This is a genomic window from Methanobrevibacter sp. (assembly GCF_045577275.1).
In the GTDB taxonomy this organism is placed as follows: Archaea; Methanobacteriota; Methanobacteria; order Methanobacteriales; family Methanobacteriaceae; genus Methanobrevibacter.
In genome coordinates, this window is the sequence record NZ_JAZNIB010000069.1 from 1 (window position 1) to 17316 (window position 17316).

Sequence of the window (17316 nt, forward strand, 5' to 3'; positions counted from 1 at the left end):
ATTTTAATAAAAATTATGAAAATTTGAAAATAGGATTATTTAAAAATTTGATAAGATTAGTGTAAAAATTTAGTGTAAAATTAATCTAAAAATAATATAAAACTAGTGTAAAAATAAATTAAAATTAAATAAAAAAATGAATTAAAAAAAGAATGAAAACTAGTTAAAGAGCATAACACTCCCAACTAGTGAAAAGAGTTTTGGTTCCGGTTTTGCAGGCCGAAGGCCTGGAAAAGCGGAGTTAAAGTTCTACAGCTTCTCCGCCAGCTTCTTCTATTTTTTCAATAGCAGTTTCAGAGAATGCAGGAGATTTGACAACTAAAGGAATGTCAAGAGAACCGGTTGCTAAAACTTTGTTGTAACCTAATTCAGTTACATCAATAACAATCATGTCATCTTCTTTGGTTGCAATTCCTTTTTCTACAAACTCTTCAGCTTTGTCGTTTAAGAAGTTTAAGTTGACAGGATAAGATTTGTGGATAGTTTTTTGAGGTCTTTTGAAACCATGTTTACCGAAGTAATATCTGTTTTCAATTACGGTAGTGGACCAGTGGTGTTTTCCAGCTCCAGCTTTACCTTTACCACCTTTGTTACCAGCACCTCTTCTTCTTTTAACAGAGCCTCCACCGTTAGATCTGGAACCTCTCATTTTGTTAATCTTTTTGCCTTTTCTTATCATTTAATCCACCCTTAAGCCATTCTTTTTGCAAGATTATTAATATCTTCGCCTCTGTAACCTAAGGATCCACCTTCTTTTACAGAATGTCTAATTCCTTTGTATCCTTTTCTTGGAGGATGTAAACGGAATACAGGTTTCATATCAATATCTTGAGCTTTGATTTCACCGTTGATTAATGCATTAGCCAATTCTTCAAAAGTAGAGTAATCGGTGTTTTCTGCTAAGTATTCTTCGCTGAGACGAGCTCCACCAACTATTCTTCCTCTTTTTTCTACAAGTTCAGTGAGAGTTTCTAAATCTACTTCTCCCCAAGTGATGTAGTCTTTTGCTTTTTGGAGCATACCTTTGTAACTTGGGTTTTCTTCAACTAATACAGCATGACTAATTCTGTTGAGTCTTAACATTTCTAAAGTACTAGCAATGCCTTGTTTAACACCAGTAGTACCTCTAATTCTAATTACTAAATACATGATACCACCGTTTATTGAATTACTCCCATATTTTTAAGGTCTTGTTCTGAAGCTTTCATTCTGCTTGCTTCTTTTAATGCTTCAAATACAGCATTAGCGAAGTTTACAGTAGTTTGGGTTTGTCCACTAGCTTGAGACCATACGTCTTTAATACCAGCAAGAGAGAGAATAGTTTTACCTACGTCACCGATAGCGAGTCCTACACCTGCAGGAGCAGGTCTTAAGGTTACGTTTACACTACTTGCTTTACCGGTTACTTTGAAAGGAACAGTGTGTTGTCTTCCACAAACACAACCCCAATCTCCACAACCTCTTCTTACTTTTATAATGTTATATTTAGCGTTATCTACAGCTTTTCTGATAGCAGGACCTACTTCTCTAGCTTTACCTTGTCCTAAACCTACGTAACCGTTTTTGTTACCTACTGCAACAATTACTCTAAAGTTAACTTTTCTACCAGATTTGTGCATTCTTTGAACTAAATTTACATCCATTACTTCTTCTTCTAAATCAGGGAGTAATGCATCTACAATTTCTAATTCCATTATAGGGAGACCTTTTTCGAAGATTTCATCAATATCAGTGATATTGCCTGCTTTTACTTCTTTACCTAAATTGGTTTTAGGTTCCCAATCATCCATATTAAAGCTCATAATTCAGCCTCGTCAATTTTATTTTTAATTTCTTCAAAGTGTTTAGGTAAATCAGTAGGTTGAAGACCTCTAGCTAAGTATTGGGAGAATTTTTTATTTAATTCTTCATCATCTAAGCTTTCAGCATATTCTGCAATATGTTCACCGTTGATCCTGTCTTCAGTAGGTACAATAGATTCACCGTATGGAACATTCAAACCAGCATCTGCTGCACCTTTAACAGCAGCAAATACTTTTGCCCCTTTAATAGGAGATTTTAACCCGATATCTGCAACAGCATAGTCAACACCTGCTGCAACAGCTTTTTTACCACATAAGTATGCAGTTAAATAAACAGCACTAGTGTTTTTGTTTCCTGCTAACCATCCTAATTTGTTTAATTCTTTACTGTGAGCTGATACAACAGTTTCGTCACCGTCTTTACCAACATTGATTACTTGAACAATACAATTAGCATTGGAAATTCTTACAACTAATCTGGATTTATCTACACCAACTAATTTTGCTCTAGTAGCATAGTCAGTTTTACCTTCTCTTCTTCTTCTGAATGCTACTTTATAATTTGATCCGCTTGCCAAGTCCATTCCTCCTATTTAATTAAATCATGGTCTCTAGCGTAAGTTTTCATGTAAGATTTACTTCTGAAAGCTCCACCTTTTGCCATTTTGTATAATTTACGGTAGGTAGTAGGGTCAATTTCACCAGCATCTCTCATTTCTTTTAAGTCAGTTCTTAAAGCACGGATAGTTTTCATCCAGACTTGTTTTTTAGGAGTACGAGCGTTTTTAGCTCCTTTGATACTACCTCTTCCTTTACGTTTACCTTTTTTCTTTTGTTCTTTGATTTTCTTAGATCTGTAGCTACTAATACCAGTTTTTGGTCTAGCTTTGATAATACCTTGATCTATAAGTTGTTTGATACCGTCTCTTGTAATAGCTCTAGAAACTTCTTCAATTTCATCAGGGTCTATCCATACACGGTTTACTCCAACTTTAAGTATACTAGCAGCTAATCTTTTTTGTGTAGTAAGATTCATTAATAATCCTCCATTTAGTTAGCTGATAAACTTGAATAATTTCTTCAAGTTTCCCTTAATTCAAATAAATTAAAATTCATTTGTTGTTTTAATTGTTTTAATTTAATTGTAGCTTTTAATAAGAAAAAAGATTCTTTTGCTTGACTTTTGGCCAATATATTTAAAAAATAAATTTTCCATAAATTTACTCATTAAATTACACACAATTAATTATTTAACCTTTATCCAAGAATTTATTATACTAAATTCCCGAATCAATTAATTGATTAGAATCATTGTCATATATGTTGTGGTATGAGGTTAAAGACGTACTCAATAATCCCTTACCAACTTTATACAACGCCCCTATTTTTCTTACAAGTAAGCTTTATAAATTTATAATTTTAAAAATTTACTTTAAATTAAATCGCTTAACAATTTTTAGGAAATGAAAAAACTTAGTTTTATCATCTATCATATGAAAAATATAAATTTTTCAGATTTATTTGTTTAATACTTTTATACCTAATTCTGATGCTTTAGCTAACATCAATTCTTTTTTACGTTTACCAATAGTAGCACTGATTCTTGCAGCTTCAGTTTCGCCGTCAAGTGCTTCTAATTCTTTCATGTTATTAACAAGAACATCTTTGTAACCAGAAGGATGTAATCCTCTAGTAGCTCTAGGAGTACGATAACCAATAGATGGCATTGCAGGTTTACCTGCTTCGTATCTTCTCATTTTACTAGTTTTTCCTCTAGGACGTCTCCATTTGGTTCCTAATTTTTTATAACGAGCATATTCTTGTCTTTTAAAATCTTTACTCATTCAAATCACCATTATAACTATTCTCTACTAGTTAAATAGATACCATCCTGGAATACTCTAGGATCTTTACCTCTAATTTTAGTAGCTTGTTCTAAGTTAGCCATAGTTTGACCAACATCTTCTTTGTTAATACCAGTAATGATTACTTCATCACCTTTAACTTGAACTTTAGCATCTCCAACGATTTTTGAAGATCTTGGATGTCTTTCTCCAATAAAGTTTTCAATAGTAACAATTTTTTCTTTGTCTTGAACTTTTACAGCCATTGGAAAGTGAGCAAATACAATTTTCATATGATAAGTGAAACCATCGGTTACACCAGTAATCATATTGTTGATGTGAGCTCTAGTAGTTCCAATCATGGATTTGTCTTTCTTTTTAGGGAAAGCGGTTTCAAGAACAACAAGATTATCTTCTTTTGAAATAGTTACATTAGGATAAGTAAATTTTCTGGAAGTTTCACCATTTGGTCCTTTTACAGTAACTTCATCTTCAATTATAACTTCAACGCCTTCAGGGATTTCAATTTCTTCCCTTATAGCTGCAGCTAATACCATATTTAATCACCTAATACATGTAAGCCAACAAACGTCCGCCGATACCTCTTTCTTTAGCTTCTCTGTGGGTCATGATACCTTCAGGAGTAGTTACGATTAAGATACCGAAGTTCTTTGCTGGTAAATATCTTTTTTCGAATTTCTCAAATTCATCTTTCTTTACAGCATGACGAGGTTTAATTACACCACATTGGTTGATGTTACCTTCCAATTCTACTTCGAATTTTCCAGCTTTGTTGTCATCTATAAATTCAAATTCACCTATATAATTCTCTTTTTGCATAGTGCTTAACACGCGTCCAATCAATTTGGATGCTGGAGAAATAGTACAGTGGTCATTTACTTGACGTTCGTTATTTCTAATGTTTGTTAAAGCATCAGCAAGAGGGTCCATAAGAGTCATAATAAACACCTTTCTTAATTATATTTTTTAAATCCTATTTTAGGAGCAATTTCTCTAAAACATTGCCTACATAAGTTGAGTCCGTATCTGCTTACAATAGCAGAGTGATCTCCACAACGGCTACATTTTTTTGCTGCTTTTCCGTATTTTCTTGGCAATATAATCACCTTAACATATTATTTTAATAATCTCAATCACTATTTTAGAGTAGGATTATTCGTAGTCTTCTTCCTCTGCAATAGTAACATTGAATTTTTCTTCCATAAATTTCATAGTTTCTTCAGGAGTGATTCTATGTCTTTTTGGAATAGATTTCTTTTGGATTTTTCTTCTTTTAATTCTATAACCTGGTTTTTCAAAGGTGATAGAAAGATTCATACCAAAAATACCAATATCTGGATCGTATCTCATTCCAGGAATATCAATATGTTCTCTAATACCGAAAGAAACATTACCTTGTGCATCAAATTGACTAGGTCTTAATTTGTTGTTGATACCTTCTAAAACCAATTTAATTGCATCTTCAGCTTTTTCTCCACGGAGAGTTACTTTACATGCAATAGGTTGTCTTTTTCTGATACCCCATTCAGGGTTAGTGACTTTTGAATAGGTTTTTACAGGAGTTTGACCAGTCATATTTTCAATAAGAGTCATAGCTCTGGATAATTTTTCACCAGCTTCACCAACACCAATGTTGATAGTAGCTTTTGAAATGATAACTTCGTTCATTGGGTTCATTGGTTAACCTCCAATAAGTCAATAGCTGGTTCATCTTGACCAATAACAAATGCATATTCTTTTAAGGTTAAGAAAGTGTCATCGTTTGCTTTTTCAATTACTACAGTGTTTGGTTTAGAAGATTCGTCTACAATGACTTCTTTGATCTTACCAAGTTCACCAGTGTGCTTACCACCAGTAACAAGAACAACTACACCTTCATCAAATTTGAAGTTTTCTTTGATTTCTTGTTCAGGTACAGCAATGCAAACAACATCTTGACCTGCATATACATCTTCATCAACTAAAACGTTTCTACCATCGTGAAGGTTTAATTGGGTTTTTCCGCCTTTAATAGTAGATTTGTTTACGATTTTAGCTAATTTGTAACTTGCATCTTCTGCTGTTATTGGGTGTAAAGTTAATCTTCCTTTAGTATCTAAAAGGATTCTGTAATTTTCTTCAGTTTTAGGAATAGTTAAAACATCCATAAAACCTACAGGGAATTTATAATCTTTTACAGCTCTTCCATCAATTAAAACGTTACCAGTATTAATGATTCTTTTTGCTTCTCTGGAGTTATCAGCAAGACCTAAAATGTCTCTGATAATAACGAGTAAAGGTAAAGAATCGTTAATAGCGTGAGTACCAGGAGCAGGTTTTACTGTCCAAGTGTCTTCTTTTGGATGGATAGGCCAGCTTTTAGGTGCTTTATACCTTTTAAGATGCTTTCTAGATCCCATTTTTGCCATCTTATTCCTCCATATTTATTCTTCTTTCATCTTTTAAATCAGCTTCAATAATCATCAAGTTGGAAGGGTGAATAGGAAGTAATACAGCATTTCCGTCAGGTTTACTTAAAGTAACTCCTTCAACGGTAACTTTGTATCTTTTTGCATCAATAGATTCAACTTTTCCTTCATGACCTTTAAAGTCTCCACGAACAACTTGAACTTTGTCTCCAACTCTTATTGGTAAAGATCTTTTACCAATGTCTGCTCTTAAATCTTTGCTTAAATTAGCACTCATGATTTTACGACGAATGTGTAAAGGAGCAGTGTAGAGAGCTTTTCTTTGTTTTCTTGGTTGAATTGACATTTAATCACCATAAACTTAAATTAATATGCTTGCTGCACTACCTACAGAAGGCCATTTGTCAGCTGCTTCTTTAGCAACAGGTCCTCTGATTTCAGAACCTTTCAATACTCCTTCAGGAGTAATGATAACTGCAGCGTTATCTTCGAATTTTACACGAAGACCATCAGCACGTCTGTATTCTTTTTTCTGTCTTACAACAACTGCATTTACAACTTCTCTTCTCATGTCAGCAGTTCCTTTTTTAACAGAAGCAACTACCATGTCACCAACTCCAGCTACGTCGAGTCTTCTACGTACACCTTTGAACCCTTTTACGGAAATGATTTCAATTTCACGAGCTCCGGTGTTGTCGACACATTGAAGTCTAGCACCAATTGGTAATGCTTTTGTTACGCTAGATGTAGTAGGTTTCATTCTAATCATCACCTTTTACTTCAACTAATACAAAATGTTTAGTTTTACTTAAAGGTCTACATTCTGCAATTTTTACAGAGTCACCAATTTTTACATCAAGACAATCAGGTTTGTGAACATTTATTCTTGATTTTCTTTTTTCGTATCTTTCGTATTTTCTAATGAATTTGTAGAAACTACGTTCTACAGTAATAGTCCTTTCTGCTTTATTGGTAGTAACAACTCCTTCAAGGACTTGTCCTCTAACAGATAAATTACCATGGAAAGGGCAGTTAGGATCATCACATTTAGTTTCTGGTTCCTTAACATTAAGACCAACCATTTTATCACCATTAAATTTTTTTATATCTTTTTTTTATCCTATCTTCAGGACGATTCAACAATATTTTACCATCAATTTCAACAATTGTTCCATCTGGAACTTTAAATTGAAATACAGAAACATCTTTCTGAATTAATTTTTCCTTACAAATAAAATTAAAATCATTCTGATTAGAACTTAAGTCTTTATCCTGAACCTTTTCTTTCACTTCAATCAATAAAGTCTTTTTGGTCTCATCGATGACTGTTCCGCAAAGTCCAATTAAGGAAGGATTGGAACTGTCAACAACCTTAAGTTCTAACCCAATTAATTCATGATAGAATATGTTCTTTGAGCTTATCATTCTAAGCCTCTAGTATGTGAATTAAGATTTAAGTAATGACCGGATTAACGTCTTCTTCTTTTATTGTATTTTTTATCAGAATCTCTGATTTCAATAGTGTCAGAAGAGAATCCCATTTCAGATAAGACTTCCTTGACTCTTACTTTATGGTCACCTTGAAGTTCAATTTGACCTTTTTTAGCGGTACCACCGCAAGCGCATTTAGCTTTAAGAGTCTTAGTAAGTTCCTTGATATCTATATCATGTTCATCTATACCTTCGACGATAGTCATTAATTTTCCAAATCTCCTTCTTACTGTAAACACTTTTACAGCTTGAACTTCTCTTGCAATTTCTTCGCAAACACAAAGTTCTTCAGGAAGACCACATACATCACAGATTTTTGACATTTAATTCTCCTTCTGTTTTTGGTTCATAATTGTAAGAACACGAGCAATAGTCCTTTTGAGTTCTCTAATTTTACCAGGGTTTTCATTAACTCCAGCAGCAGCACTTTTGGAAACGTTTTTAGCGAGTTCAGCTTTGAGTTCCACCAATTTTTCTTCGATGTCCTCAATTTCCATTTCCCAAATTTCTTTACTTCTTAAAATTGCCATTTTCTCAACTCCTTAAAGATTTATTCCTCTTCGGAATCTTCGGTAGCTGCTTCGAGTTCTTCAAGATCCTCTTCAACTTCTTCGATTTCTTCTAAGCTTTCAAGGTCTTCTTCAGCTTCGACTATTTCTTCAGCTTCTTCTTCGACAACTTCTTCAGCCACTTCTTCTTCAACAATTTCTTCTGCAGGTTCAGCAATAGGAGCAAGAATATCTACTTTATCAGGTAAAACTGCTTCAGGAGGCATGATTCTAACAACAATACCTAAAACACCAGGTTTTAAAGGTGCAGTTGCAAAACCTTCTTCTACAAATCTGGTTGCAGGTTCACCACATTTTTTAATGTATCCTTCAGTGAATTTAGCAACAGCAGATCTTGAACCTCTGATTTTACCGGAAATGGTAACTTCTACACCTTGAGCGCCAGCACCCATAATTCTACGGATGGTGGAATATGCTACTCTTCTGAAGTGCATACCTCTTTGGAGCATGTTTGCAATTTTAGCAGCCATGATTCTAGCATTTAACTCAGGAACATCCACTTCTTTAACTTCAACTTGAGGGTTATCCAAATCGAATTTGTTTTTGAGGTTTTGGGTAATTTGTCTTACGGTTTTTCCACCTCTACCGATTACCATACCAGGTCTTTCAGCATAAACGATAACCATAGTTCCTAAAGGAGTAACTTGGATTTCCATTCCTCCGTAACCTGCTCTTTCGAGTTCTTTTTCTAAATATTCATCAATTTTGGTTCTTCTGAGACCTTCTGTAACGAAATCTTTTTCTATCATTATTTAAGCCTCCACTAAAACTATTTGAATATGGGTAGTTGGAGTGTTGAATGGGGTTACTCTACCAAATGCTCTTGGTCTAGCTCCTCTAATGACCATACCTCTGTGGGAAGAGATATGTTCAATCTTAAGGTTTTCCACGTCCATACCTTTGTATTCTGCATTTGCTTCAGCATTTTCGATTATCTTTAAAATTGCTTTAGAAGCTTTTACAGGGTATCTTCCAGCAGCCCAACCTTTCATACCTTTTCTGTGACCAACATCTCTGTTGTGTCTTTTGAAAGGAACAGCTTTTTTCATTTCAATTACATCATTTAAGTATGCTTTTGCTTTAGCAACATCCATGCCTCTAATTGCACTACAAATTTCTACACAATGTTTTGGAGAAACTTTAAGGGATCTTGCCATAGCACGTGCTGTTTTAGATTCGTCAGCATCTTTATTGTTATAAGCGTATTTATTTTTAGCCATGTTTTAATCTCCTTATTTAAGTGGTACAAACATAGATGATCTAGTAGCACCCATACCTGGGTCACCATGTTGAACTCTTGCTCTGGTTGGTGCAAATTCACCAAAGAAGCAACCTAACATTTCAGGAGTGAAAGTTACTTCAACAAAGTCTCTACCATTATAGATACCGAAAGTAGTTCCAACCATTTCAGGAATAACAATCATATCTCTACAGTGGGTTCTAACTACTACTGGTTTTCCACCTTTTTTGTCTAATTTTTGTAATTTTCTCATTTTATCCAACACAGACTGTTGTCTTGGTAAGAATCCTCTTTTTAAGGATCTTCTTTGTCTTGCTGGTAAAAGTTCAATAAATTCGTCCAAGGACATTTCTTTTAATTCTTCAATAGTATATCCTCTGTATTTAAATATTTTTCTAGCCAATGACACATCTCCTTAAATTATCTTCTTTTTCCAGTACGTTTAGCTGCAATTGAACCGACTTTTCTTCCAGGTGGTGCGTGTCTAGAAATAGTAGTTGGACGACCTGGGTGTTGTCTGTTACCTCCTCCGTGAGGGTGGTCAACAGCGTTCATTGCTACTCCTCTAACAGTCATAAATTTCTTACCTTTAGCTTTATATGCATGCCATCTGACACCTGCTTTGAGGAAAGGTTTTTCTTTTCTACCTCCACCAGCTACAACACCGATACTTGCACGGCATTGAGGATGGAAAGATTTCAATTCACCAGATGGTAATTCTACAACAGCTTGAGTTGCGTCGTGAGTAATTAAAGAAGCATAAGTTCCAGAGGATCTTACGAAACGACCTCCGTCTCCTGGAGTGTTTTCAATATTGTAGATTGGAGTACCTTCAGGGATTTCAGCGAGTGGTAATGTGTTACCGAAACTGATTGGTGCTGAAATACCGCATTCGATATCATCATCAATTTGAATGGTTTCAGGAGCTAAAATATGTCTTTTTTCACCATTTTCGAATTTTACTAAAGCAATAGGAGCAGTTCTTGCAGGGTCGTGAATGATGTCAACGACTTTACCTTTTAAACTACCTTCTTTCTCTAAGTCATCGTAAGCTCTGTATTGGATTTTATCTTTGAATCTGTGAGAAGCAACACGATGAGCAGGAGTTCCTCTTCCTCTACGTTGGTGTATTAATCGTTTTCCCATAATCAATCCTCCTTAGAATACTCCCATTTTAACAGCTACATCTTCAGCTTCGCCTTCTTCAGTGAGTTTGACATACGCTAATTTAATACCTTTAGTAGTAATATGAGTGTTTACTCTTGCTACTTCTTGGTCATATAACTGTTCAAAAGCTTTTTTGATTTGAGCTTTTGTAGATGTTCTTCTAACAACAAAAGCAAGTTCATTGTTTTGATCGATTAAATTCATAGTTTTCTCAGTTACATGAGGTTTAACAATAATTTTATAAGGATCCATAAATATCCACCTTCTTAAAGTTCCTAACAAATTCCAAAGGAATCTATTGGAATAATCCTCCTAATTTTTCAACAGCGGACTTGGTATAAATAGTTAACCTACCAGCATGAGTACCAGGTGCTAATAATTCAGCATTTAAGTTTTCAGCAGTTACGACTTCGACACCAGCGTGGTTTCTTGCACCTAATTTAATGCCTTTGTCTTCGCCTACAACTACTAATGGACCTTTACTGGATTTGTATTTACGTCCTCTTGTTTTTCCTCTACCTGCTCTTATATGCTTACTGTTTTTAGCTTTGATGATGTCATCGTAAACTCCTAATGCTTTAAAGATTTCACGAGTTTCAGCAGCAGTCTTAACAGTTTCTAAATCATCTTCAACAATTACAGGTACTTGTTCGAGATTTTCAATTTTGTGACCTCTGAGAGCTACTAATTCTTCATTGGTAGTAGCTGCAACAGCGGATCTGATTGCAAATCTTCTTTCCTTATTGTTTACTTTTTCGTGATGATTTTTCTCAGCTCTTACTGGGTGAGCTTTTCTTCCACCAATAGCTTGTGGAACGAATGCTGCTCTAGCACCGCTTTTGATTCTAGGTACCATAGCTGCACCTCTACCGGATCCCCAGGATTCTGCAGAAGTTCTTTTACCTGCCATAGGGTCATTACCCCAAGGTTGGATTCTTGCAGATTGAGCAGAGAGAACTGCTCTTTTAATAAGGTCAGGTCTGTATTCTTCATTAAAAATCGCAGGAAGTTCAATTTCTTCTTTTACTTCCCCTTGAATTGAATAAACATTAACTTTCATTTTCTAACCCCTTTATACACCTTGTTTTGAAGCAGTACTAATAAATTCGATTTGAGGAGCTGCTTCATCAGCTTTCTTAGGTCTGATAGCTTGTCTAAGAATTACTAATCTTTTAGTAGGGCCAGGGACAGAACCTTTAACTAATACGTAGTCGTTTTTGACTAAACCGTATCTAATAAATCCTCCATCAGGGTTAACTGCATCCACTTCAGATACATCTCCGATTTTTAAGACTTTCTTATTAAATTCAGTTCTTTTGTGGTATCCCATTTGACCTGCTTGTGCAACAGTCCACATAGTTCTTTCAGGAGACCAAGGACCAATGGAACCTACGTGTCTTCCTTTTCCACTTCTCATAGCTTTACCATATTGAATTCTAATATTCCATCTTTTGACAACCCCTTGGACACCTTTTCCTTTGGTGGTTGCAATAGCATCGACATATTGTCCTTCATTAAAGATATCGCTTGCTCTTACTTCTTTACCTAATAAATCAAGTGCATAGTTTAATTTTTCTTCAGCAGAACTTCCACCTAATGCACATTCAAAGATTTCAGGTTTCTTTTTAGGTACACTAGCCATTTTAGGGTTAGTATGTACTAAAACTCTTACGTCTTCAGTTTTTTCTAAAGCGTCTTGGATTTTTGCAATAGCTTCAGATTGATCATAGTCTTTAGGAAGGGTAATTTTCCTAGAGAGCTCTTCATCCAAATTATCTGCAATTACTTCGGTAATAGCTTTAAGTCCATGAGCAGTTTTTTCGTATGATCTAATACCCATTATTACAAGGGGTGGTACTTCCAAAACAGTTACAGGAGTGAAAACAGTCATACCGTTGGATGGAGAGTTTTTATCGGTGTCTACAACCATAGCATGAGTCATACCTGCTTTGTAACCTGCAAGACCTAAAAGTTTTGGTTCTTCATTACTTGGCCAAGCTTTGATTCTTGGAGTTTCTTTAGCTACTCTTTTACGAGGGCTAAATGCCACAGAACCTTTTCTTGGTTGGTGATGTCTTACCATTCTTTTCCTCCGTTTCTATAGTTTTTTCCTATAATTAATCAGTCTAATCTATTAAAATAGATTTTTTACAAAATTTGATTTGTCATCATATTCGATTTTAACTGTCTACTTTTAAAATGAATTTTGAATCAACAAATCTCAGAATAAATAGCAATATTTGCTCTTTTAGTCAAATCGCTAAAATTCTACACTGTTTAAACTTGATTATTCAGTTCATAGTTAATAATTTAGCATACAGTCTCCTAAGATCATATCTAGATCGGGCATACAGCCTAACTTTAAATAAAAATATCTAGATTAAGACTGTAGAGGCAAAAATTAAACAGCATATAAGCTAAATAAAGCTAGATAAACGTGAAAAACAAGCTCAAACTTGTTTATGTACTTCTCAAAGATTTATTATAAAGTTGTCTAGACTTCATAACTTATCCCATGTCTTTATGGAATATCTCCGTTGTGGAGCAAACTTTATAGTGTCTAATTATAAAGCAAATCCTTGAAAGCTAAAGCTGACAATAGCTAAAGCTTAGATCTATATGTTTTTTTAATGTATTTATAAAAATTACGTATTAACGCTACGTAAACGCGGAAGCCAATAATGAACTATCGGCTTAAAGTATATTGAAAATAGCTAAAGTTGAAATAACAGCTTCTTCAGTTCTTACGGTCTCAGTTCCTTGATTTGGAATTGTATTTAACTTTATAGTTTCCCATTTGGAACTTTCCAGATTCTCGCTTATTGAAGAATATGGACCTCCGAAGACGATAGCTATATGATTTGAACTTTCCACTTTAGATTTCAATTCGTCAAAAATAGTATCGATTGTATCTGCATACTTTGTAGTCTCAACCACAAAGTCGGGATTAACTAATTTTAAGCTATTTTTAAGACCTTTATTTGTAGATAATGTCTTAAATCCCCAGTAAATGTCATCTGGTTCATCAGGTGTGACTATTACCTCTTTAGCAAACTTAGTGATTTTAAATGAAAATATTTTATTCACTGTAAGTTGCTCTTTGCAGAATGCTAACTTATCCATACCTATATCTACAAAGGTACCTTTCTTATTCCTTTTTACAGTGTATCCTTGTCTGTAATCACCTAATTCGGCTTGACCAACAGGATGATGAGGCACTCTTAAAGGAGGCAAAATACCAACATGCCTTAATTCAGGCTTTATAGGAATTGCCTTTTTTCTAAGGTATTGTGGAGTATCCATATATTGAAGAACTTCAGCAATGAAATCTCCATCCTCTGTCTGTTCACTGTCAGGAATTGAAAGATCTTTATAAACCACAACTTCATCCACTTCAAACAAAGCTAAAGCCCTACCAATTAAACCCACTTTTGATGTTTTTAATTTTAAGTCTTTAGTTTCTGCTACGAATGAATTCGGTATAAAGACTGATACTTTATTATTCTGCATATTATCAAATTTAAATTTTTAATCTATAGGAATACATTGACCAATATTAGAATAAAGCATCCAGTCAAAAAGAACTAAATTGCCAAATAATCTAAAATAATCTGTAAAATAAGAAAAATAATAATTCATGATCTGCACGATTTAACATAGTTATAAAACATAGCCCAAGCTAAACCATTAAAAAACCTATAAAATATGATTTCTTACACTGATATTTAACATTAGACAGATGTTTAATACCAATAAATCATGAAAAGAAATAAAAAATTAAAAATTTCTTATAAATTACATAATGTAGACACATATAGATTAGTAATATTTAAGTAATTTATAGTATATAAAGGTTTTGCTAAAAAAAGTATATTTTTTTGAAAAATCCAATGATCTTCAAATCTTATAATAATTATAATATTATTTAGCGATTATTATTTAAAAAACTTATTGATTTTAAAAAAAGTGAAGAAAATTTTAGAAAGATTTATAAACTATCAAAATTTTCAACTCTCAAGACTACAACCTTAACATCCCGAGACTCCTCACTATGAAAATCGTAAATCTTTGGTATTGGAAATTTATAGACAAGCTTGTGTGTCACTTCAGCTCCCAAGTTCCTATAATAATCAATGACAAACTCTTCAGTATTTTTCATGTGAAATGAATAGATCACTTCAGCACTCTCAACTGCAAACTCCATAAATTTTCTATCTGCATGCCTTGACCCCTTCTCCTGAGACCCAAAAGGAGGGTTTTGAATGAGAGTGTCAAATTTATTTAATGAGATTAAATTATCAGCAATATTCTTATTATCTGTGCTATTTAATAAGTCATTTATTGAATTAAATGAATTAATGTCTCCAACTATGAAATTTGTATTAGCTATATCTATATCATGTTCCTCAGATATGCTATTTTGAGTGATTTTTGCTAAAGCTATAGATTCCTCATCAATGTCAACACCTAATGAATGACTTGCACCCATAAGTGAAGATGCAATTGCAAATATTCCTGTGCCGCATCCAATGTCCAAAATATTCATGCCATTGATATCACCTAAGCCATATGCATTCCACACTAAATCTGCAGCAATAGTTGCAGGTGTGGAATACTGTTCAAGATCAACTTTAGGATTTGGATGTTTAGGAACATTTTCCAAAATCATTTCAAGATGTTTCTTTTTTGAAATTTTCATAAGGATCACTCAATAGAAAAAATATAATTATTTATTTAATATATTAATATTTATTTCAATAAATTATTTTCTAATGAAATCTAAAAATAGAATATGTAAAAAAATTATAATTTAAAAATAGATAAAAAAAGAAAACTAATGATAAAATCATTAGTTTAATTGAATAAAATTTTAATGAAACTAAACTAAAAATCCTATTTGACTTTTATAGTGCTTGTTTTCTTTACAGCATAATTTTTGCTTGTTGAACTGATAATGATCTTATGGCTTCCTTTTTTAAGGGATTTGGTGTTTATCTTTATTTGCCCTTTCTTATCAGTCTTTAAGCTGTATGTCTTATATTTCTTGCCAGTGCAGACCTTTACCTTAACTTTAAGTGAGGAAATTGCCTTTTTTGTGTTCTTGTTTGTTAAGGTGATCTTGAGATTGTCTGACTTTTTATGCTTGAAGCTTGTTTTTGAAAGCTTGATATTGGTCTTGGCCTTGGAAATGCTGATTGTTGAATTCTTCTTAACGGAGTTCACATTTCCATCTGCATTGATTTCTATCTTATGGCTTCCAACTGCATTCTTGGACAAGGCAAAACTTGCAATCCCCTTGCTGTTTGTAGTTGCAGTCAAGGTCTTATAGGATTTGCCTGTGAAAACCTTCAAGCTAACCTTGACTCCAGAAAGAGTCTTATTGCTTTTGGAATTCAAGACCTTTACAGCATACTTCTTGCCAGAATCATAATAAGTCTTATAGGAAGAAATAACCAATTTGGCCGGTGCCTTATTGATAGTCAATGAACAATTGGAACTGAGATAGTTTTCAATACTTTCCAAACTGACATTTTTATCCTTTACCATTAATAGATTATAATACTTAACCAATAAGGTATATTCCCCTACTGGCAAATTATCCAGACTAAATTTTACAATGCCTTCAGAGTCGCTTCTTGAAACAAGAGTGGAGTTATATTTCTTGTTGAAAATGCTTATTGTGATATTTTCATTTGCAAATGACTTGCCATAGCTAGATAAATTAAGGTAAAAAATATTTGAATCACCGTAAGAAATTGAAATGTCTCCAATACTAAGATTTGGCTTTATATTTACAGAAGCATTCCTGATTAGAACATTATCGCCAAAAAGATCACCGAAAACATCTCCATGGACATAACCCTCAATCAATGTAGAGCCATACATCTCTTCATACCATGGATACAAATAACCAATTTGGTTTTTAGCAAAATAGGAATCAATGATACTGCCATTATTCCCTTCCCAAGAAATCACCCTTCCAGAAGGATTGAGAGCTATATATAAGTTATTGTTAAAAATGCATCCATCTAAACAACCATTATCACCAAACCACTTAATAACCCCACCTGTTCCACCAACACTGCCAAAATCATAAGGGATGTCATCAGGGATTAAACCATATCCCCAAGCGTCATTATGTTTTGCATTAATTAAAACTAAATTTTTTAAGGTCACATTATCAGATACCACTGAAAATATTCTTGAAAGGAATCGGGCATCCAAAGTGTTGCCGTTTCCATCCAATGTAATAGATTTATTAATAGTTATTGGAGAATAAATCCCTGGAGAAGCATTACCATAAAAACTGGAAGGGTTTCCATTGGAATCCATACCATTAAGCACTATGATGCTATTGTCCTCAACTGAATCAATGGCATATTGAATGGAATCAAACGAATTACCCTCCAAAACATAATGATCCTCGTCATAGAACAAATTTGTATATGGAGTTGAATCAGTACTTATCTCAGGATCATTTCCAATATCATCATCATTTAAAATATCCTCATTATCTTCATAACAGATTATTTCTGAGTTGGAATCATCTGCAAGAATATCATCTGAAATAATCTCTTCATCAGAATAGGAATCAGCATCTTCTGCAGCATAGATTCCTCCACAACTGACTAAGAATATTAAAAAAATGGATATTGCAAAAAGCCAAATTTTTTTAAAAGATAATTTGTTCATAGTTCCTCCTCCTAAACCTATAGTCCAGGACATAAAAATTTATTTTTTTAAATTAAATATTAAAAATAAAATAAAATTATT

At 33.6% G+C, this 17316-nt stretch carries 27 protein-coding genes; all 27 read right to left on the reverse strand.

Annotated elements, in window-relative coordinates; genetic code table 11:
- Positions 1–241: 241 nt before the first annotated feature.
- The gene (locus ACKI67_RS02290) at positions 242–679 is read right to left on the reverse strand and encodes an uL15m family ribosomal protein (RefSeq protein WP_407461780.1); all 438 of its coding nucleotides are present in this window, start codon (positions 677–679) and stop codon (positions 242–244) included.
- Between the two features lie 11 nt (positions 680–690).
- Positions 691–1149, reverse strand: coding sequence for a 50S ribosomal protein L30 (locus tag ACKI67_RS02295; protein ID WP_407461781.1), 459 nt, complete (start codon positions 1147–1149; stop codon positions 691–693).
- Between the two features lie 11 nt (positions 1150–1160).
- Positions 1161–1802, reverse strand: a complete 642-nt coding sequence (gene rpsE / locus ACKI67_RS02300) for a 30S ribosomal protein S5 (protein WP_292778384.1) — start codon at positions 1800–1802, stop codon at positions 1161–1163.
- A complete protein-coding gene (locus tag ACKI67_RS02305) occupies positions 1799–2380 on the reverse strand; it encodes a 50S ribosomal protein L18 (RefSeq protein ID WP_407461782.1) in 582 nt (193 codons plus the stop codon). Before ACKI67_RS02305 ends, rpsE begins: the two co-directional genes overlap by 4 nt.
- 11 nt (positions 2381–2391) lie before the next feature.
- The gene (locus ACKI67_RS02310; RefSeq protein ID WP_407461783.1) at positions 2392–2838 is read right to left on the reverse strand and encodes a 50S ribosomal protein L19e; all 447 of its coding nucleotides are present in this window, start codon (positions 2836–2838) and stop codon (positions 2392–2394) included.
- Between the two features lie 481 nt (positions 2839–3319).
- Positions 3320–3646 carry a 50S ribosomal protein L32e gene (locus ACKI67_RS02315; RefSeq protein ID WP_407461784.1) on the reverse strand — a complete coding sequence of 109 codons (327 nt, stop codon included), beginning with the start codon at positions 3644–3646 and terminating at the stop codon, positions 3320–3322.
- Between the two features lie 17 nt (positions 3647–3663).
- Positions 3664–4203, reverse strand: coding sequence for a 50S ribosomal protein L6 (locus ACKI67_RS02320; protein WP_407461785.1), 540 nt, complete (start codon positions 4201–4203; stop codon positions 3664–3666).
- Between the two features lie 10 nt (positions 4204–4213).
- Positions 4214–4606 (reverse strand): 30S ribosomal protein S8, encoded by a 393-nt coding sequence (locus ACKI67_RS02325; protein ID WP_012955669.1) that lies wholly within the window; start codon positions 4604–4606, stop codon positions 4214–4216.
- 14 nt (positions 4607–4620) lie between these two features.
- Entirely contained in the window at positions 4621–4773 is a 153-nt protein-coding gene (locus ACKI67_RS02330; protein ID WP_295604739.1) for a 30S ribosomal protein S14, read from the reverse strand.
- 46 nt (positions 4774–4819) lie between these two features.
- Entirely contained in the window at positions 4820–5344 is a 525-nt protein-coding gene (locus ACKI67_RS02335) for a 50S ribosomal protein L5 (protein ID WP_298534768.1), read from the reverse strand.
- Positions 5341–6075: a 30S ribosomal protein S4e gene (locus ACKI67_RS02340; protein ID WP_407461786.1), complete on the reverse strand. Its 735-nt coding sequence runs from the start codon at positions 6073–6075 to the stop codon at positions 5341–5343. The genes ACKI67_RS02335 and ACKI67_RS02340 overlap by 4 nt, the downstream gene beginning before the upstream one ends.
- 1 nt (position 6076) lies before the next feature.
- The gene (gene rplX, locus ACKI67_RS02345) at positions 6077–6421 is read right to left on the reverse strand and encodes a 50S ribosomal protein L24 (RefSeq protein WP_407461787.1); all 345 of its coding nucleotides are present in this window, start codon (positions 6419–6421) and stop codon (positions 6077–6079) included.
- Positions 6422–6436: 15 nt separating this feature from the next.
- Positions 6437–6835 carry a 50S ribosomal protein L14 gene (locus ACKI67_RS02350; RefSeq protein ID WP_012955664.1) on the reverse strand — a complete coding sequence of 133 codons (399 nt, stop codon included), beginning with the start codon at positions 6833–6835 and terminating at the stop codon, positions 6437–6439.
- A gap of 1 nt (position 6836) precedes the next feature.
- Positions 6837–7157, reverse strand: coding sequence for a 30S ribosomal protein S17 (locus tag ACKI67_RS02355; RefSeq protein WP_407461788.1), 321 nt, complete (start codon positions 7155–7157; stop codon positions 6837–6839).
- A gap of 10 nt (positions 7158–7167) precedes the next feature.
- The gene (locus ACKI67_RS02360; protein WP_407461789.1) at positions 7168–7500 is read right to left on the reverse strand and encodes a ribonuclease P protein component 1; all 333 of its coding nucleotides are present in this window, start codon (positions 7498–7500) and stop codon (positions 7168–7170) included.
- Positions 7501–7544: 44 nt separating this feature from the next.
- Entirely contained in the window at positions 7545–7889 is a 345-nt protein-coding gene (gene yciH, locus ACKI67_RS02365) for a stress response translation initiation inhibitor YciH (RefSeq protein WP_407461790.1), read from the reverse strand.
- Positions 7890–8096 (reverse strand): 50S ribosomal protein L29, encoded by a 207-nt coding sequence (gene rpmC / locus ACKI67_RS02370; protein WP_012955660.1) that lies wholly within the window; start codon positions 8094–8096, stop codon positions 7890–7892.
- 20 nt (positions 8097–8116) lie between these two features.
- Entirely contained in the window at positions 8117–8884 is a 768-nt protein-coding gene (locus tag ACKI67_RS02375; RefSeq protein WP_407461791.1) for a 30S ribosomal protein S3, read from the reverse strand.
- 3 nt (positions 8885–8887) lie between these two features.
- The gene (locus ACKI67_RS02380; protein ID WP_407461792.1) at positions 8888–9355 is read right to left on the reverse strand and encodes a 50S ribosomal protein L22; all 468 of its coding nucleotides are present in this window, start codon (positions 9353–9355) and stop codon (positions 8888–8890) included.
- Positions 9356–9367: 12 nt separating this feature from the next.
- The gene (locus ACKI67_RS02385) at positions 9368–9778 is read right to left on the reverse strand and encodes a 30S ribosomal protein S19 (protein WP_407461794.1); all 411 of its coding nucleotides are present in this window, start codon (positions 9776–9778) and stop codon (positions 9368–9370) included.
- Positions 9779–9795: 17 nt separating this feature from the next.
- Positions 9796–10521, reverse strand: coding sequence for a 50S ribosomal protein L2 (locus ACKI67_RS02390; RefSeq protein ID WP_407461795.1), 726 nt, complete (start codon positions 10519–10521; stop codon positions 9796–9798).
- A gap of 12 nt (positions 10522–10533) precedes the next feature.
- Positions 10534–10794: a 50S ribosomal protein L23 gene (locus ACKI67_RS02395; protein WP_407461797.1), complete on the reverse strand. Its 261-nt coding sequence runs from the start codon at positions 10792–10794 to the stop codon at positions 10534–10536.
- A 43-nt stretch (positions 10795–10837) separates the two neighbouring features.
- Entirely contained in the window at positions 10838–11602 is a 765-nt protein-coding gene (rpl4p, locus tag ACKI67_RS02400; RefSeq protein ID WP_407461798.1) for a 50S ribosomal protein L4, read from the reverse strand.
- Between the two features lie 12 nt (positions 11603–11614).
- Positions 11615–12625, reverse strand: a complete 1011-nt coding sequence (rpl3p, locus tag ACKI67_RS02405; protein ID WP_407461799.1) for a 50S ribosomal protein L3 — start codon at positions 12623–12625, stop codon at positions 11615–11617.
- 611 nt (positions 12626–13236) lie between these two features.
- The gene (locus tag ACKI67_RS02410; RefSeq protein ID WP_407461800.1) at positions 13237–14052 is read right to left on the reverse strand and encodes a putative RNA uridine N3 methyltransferase; all 816 of its coding nucleotides are present in this window, start codon (positions 14050–14052) and stop codon (positions 13237–13239) included.
- Between the two features lie 478 nt (positions 14053–14530).
- Entirely contained in the window at positions 14531–15241 is a 711-nt protein-coding gene (locus ACKI67_RS02415; protein ID WP_407461801.1) for an METTL5 family protein, read from the reverse strand.
- 194 nt (positions 15242–15435) lie between these two features.
- Complete coding sequence (locus tag ACKI67_RS02420) at positions 15436–17235, reverse strand: hypothetical protein (protein ID WP_407461803.1); 1800 nt, start codon at positions 17233–17235, stop codon at positions 15436–15438.
- Positions 17236–17316 lie beyond the last annotated feature (81 nt).

Excerpts from the sequence above, each read along its gene's own strand:
- ACKI67_RS02380 (WP_407461792.1), bottom strand. The coding sequence starts at position 9,355 with ATGGCTAAAAATAAATACGCTTATAACAATAAAGATGCTGACGAATCT.
- ACKI67_RS02340 (WP_407461786.1), bottom strand. The coding sequence starts at position 6,075 with ATGGCAAAAATGGGATCTAGAAAGCATCTTAAAAGGTATAAAGCACCT.
- ACKI67_RS02310 (WP_407461783.1), bottom strand. The coding sequence starts at position 2,838 with ATGAATCTTACTACACAAAAAAGATTAGCTGCTAGTATACTTAAAGTT.
- ACKI67_RS02320 (WP_407461785.1), bottom strand. The coding sequence starts at position 4,203 with ATGGTATTAGCTGCAGCTATAAGGGAAGAAATTGAAATCCCTGAAGGC.
- ACKI67_RS02360 (WP_407461789.1), bottom strand. The coding sequence starts at position 7,500 with ATGATAAGCTCAAAGAACATATTCTATCATGAATTAATTGGGTTAGAA.
- rpl3p (WP_407461799.1), bottom strand. The coding sequence starts at position 12,625 with ATGGTAAGACATCACCAACCAAGAAAAGGTTCTGTGGCATTTAGCCCT.
- yciH (WP_407461790.1), bottom strand. The coding sequence starts at position 7,889 with ATGTCAAAAATCTGTGATGTATGTGGTCTTCCTGAAGAACTTTGTGTT.
- ACKI67_RS02350 (WP_012955664.1), bottom strand. The coding sequence starts at position 6,835 with ATGAAACCTACTACATCTAGCGTAACAAAAGCATTACCAATTGGTGCT.
- ACKI67_RS02375 (WP_407461791.1), bottom strand. The coding sequence starts at position 8,884 with ATGATAGAAAAAGATTTCGTTACAGAAGGTCTCAGAAGAACCAAAATT.
- ACKI67_RS02415 (WP_407461801.1), bottom strand. The coding sequence starts at position 15,241 with ATGAAAATTTCAAAAAAGAAACATCTTGAAATGATTTTGGAAAATGTT.
- ACKI67_RS02395 (WP_407461797.1), bottom strand. The coding sequence starts at position 10,794 with ATGGATCCTTATAAAATTATTGTTAAACCTCATGTAACTGAGAAAACT.
- ACKI67_RS02420 (WP_407461803.1), bottom strand. The coding sequence starts at position 17,235 with ATGAACAAATTATCTTTTAAAAAAATTTGGCTTTTTGCAATATCCATT.
- ACKI67_RS02290 (WP_407461780.1), bottom strand. The coding sequence starts at position 679 with ATGATAAGAAAAGGCAAAAAGATTAACAAAATGAGAGGTTCCAGATCT.
- ACKI67_RS02325 (WP_012955669.1), bottom strand. The coding sequence starts at position 4,606 with ATGACTCTTATGGACCCTCTTGCTGATGCTTTAACAAACATTAGAAAT.
- ACKI67_RS02410 (WP_407461800.1), bottom strand. The coding sequence starts at position 14,052 with ATGCAGAATAATAAAGTATCAGTCTTTATACCGAATTCATTCGTAGCA.
- rpsE (WP_292778384.1), bottom strand. The coding sequence starts at position 1,802 with ATGAGCTTTAATATGGATGATTGGGAACCTAAAACCAATTTAGGTAAA.
- rpl4p (WP_407461798.1), bottom strand. The coding sequence starts at position 11,602 with ATGAAAGTTAATGTTTATTCAATTCAAGGGGAAGTAAAAGAAGAAATT.
- rpmC (WP_012955660.1), bottom strand. The coding sequence starts at position 8,096 with ATGGCAATTTTAAGAAGTAAAGAAATTTGGGAAATGGAAATTGAGGAC.
- ACKI67_RS02335 (WP_298534768.1), bottom strand. The coding sequence starts at position 5,344 with ATGAACCCAATGAACGAAGTTATCATTTCAAAAGCTACTATCAACATT.
- ACKI67_RS02315 (WP_407461784.1), bottom strand. The coding sequence starts at position 3,646 with ATGAGTAAAGATTTTAAAAGACAAGAATATGCTCGTTATAAAAAATTA.
- rplX (WP_407461787.1), bottom strand. The coding sequence starts at position 6,421 with ATGTCAATTCAACCAAGAAAACAAAGAAAAGCTCTCTACACTGCTCCT.
- ACKI67_RS02390 (WP_407461795.1), bottom strand. The coding sequence starts at position 10,521 with ATGGGAAAACGATTAATACACCAACGTAGAGGAAGAGGAACTCCTGCT.
- ACKI67_RS02355 (WP_407461788.1), bottom strand. The coding sequence starts at position 7,157 with ATGGTTGGTCTTAATGTTAAGGAACCAGAAACTAAATGTGATGATCCT.
- ACKI67_RS02295 (WP_407461781.1), bottom strand. The coding sequence starts at position 1,149 with ATGTATTTAGTAATTAGAATTAGAGGTACTACTGGTGTTAAACAAGGC.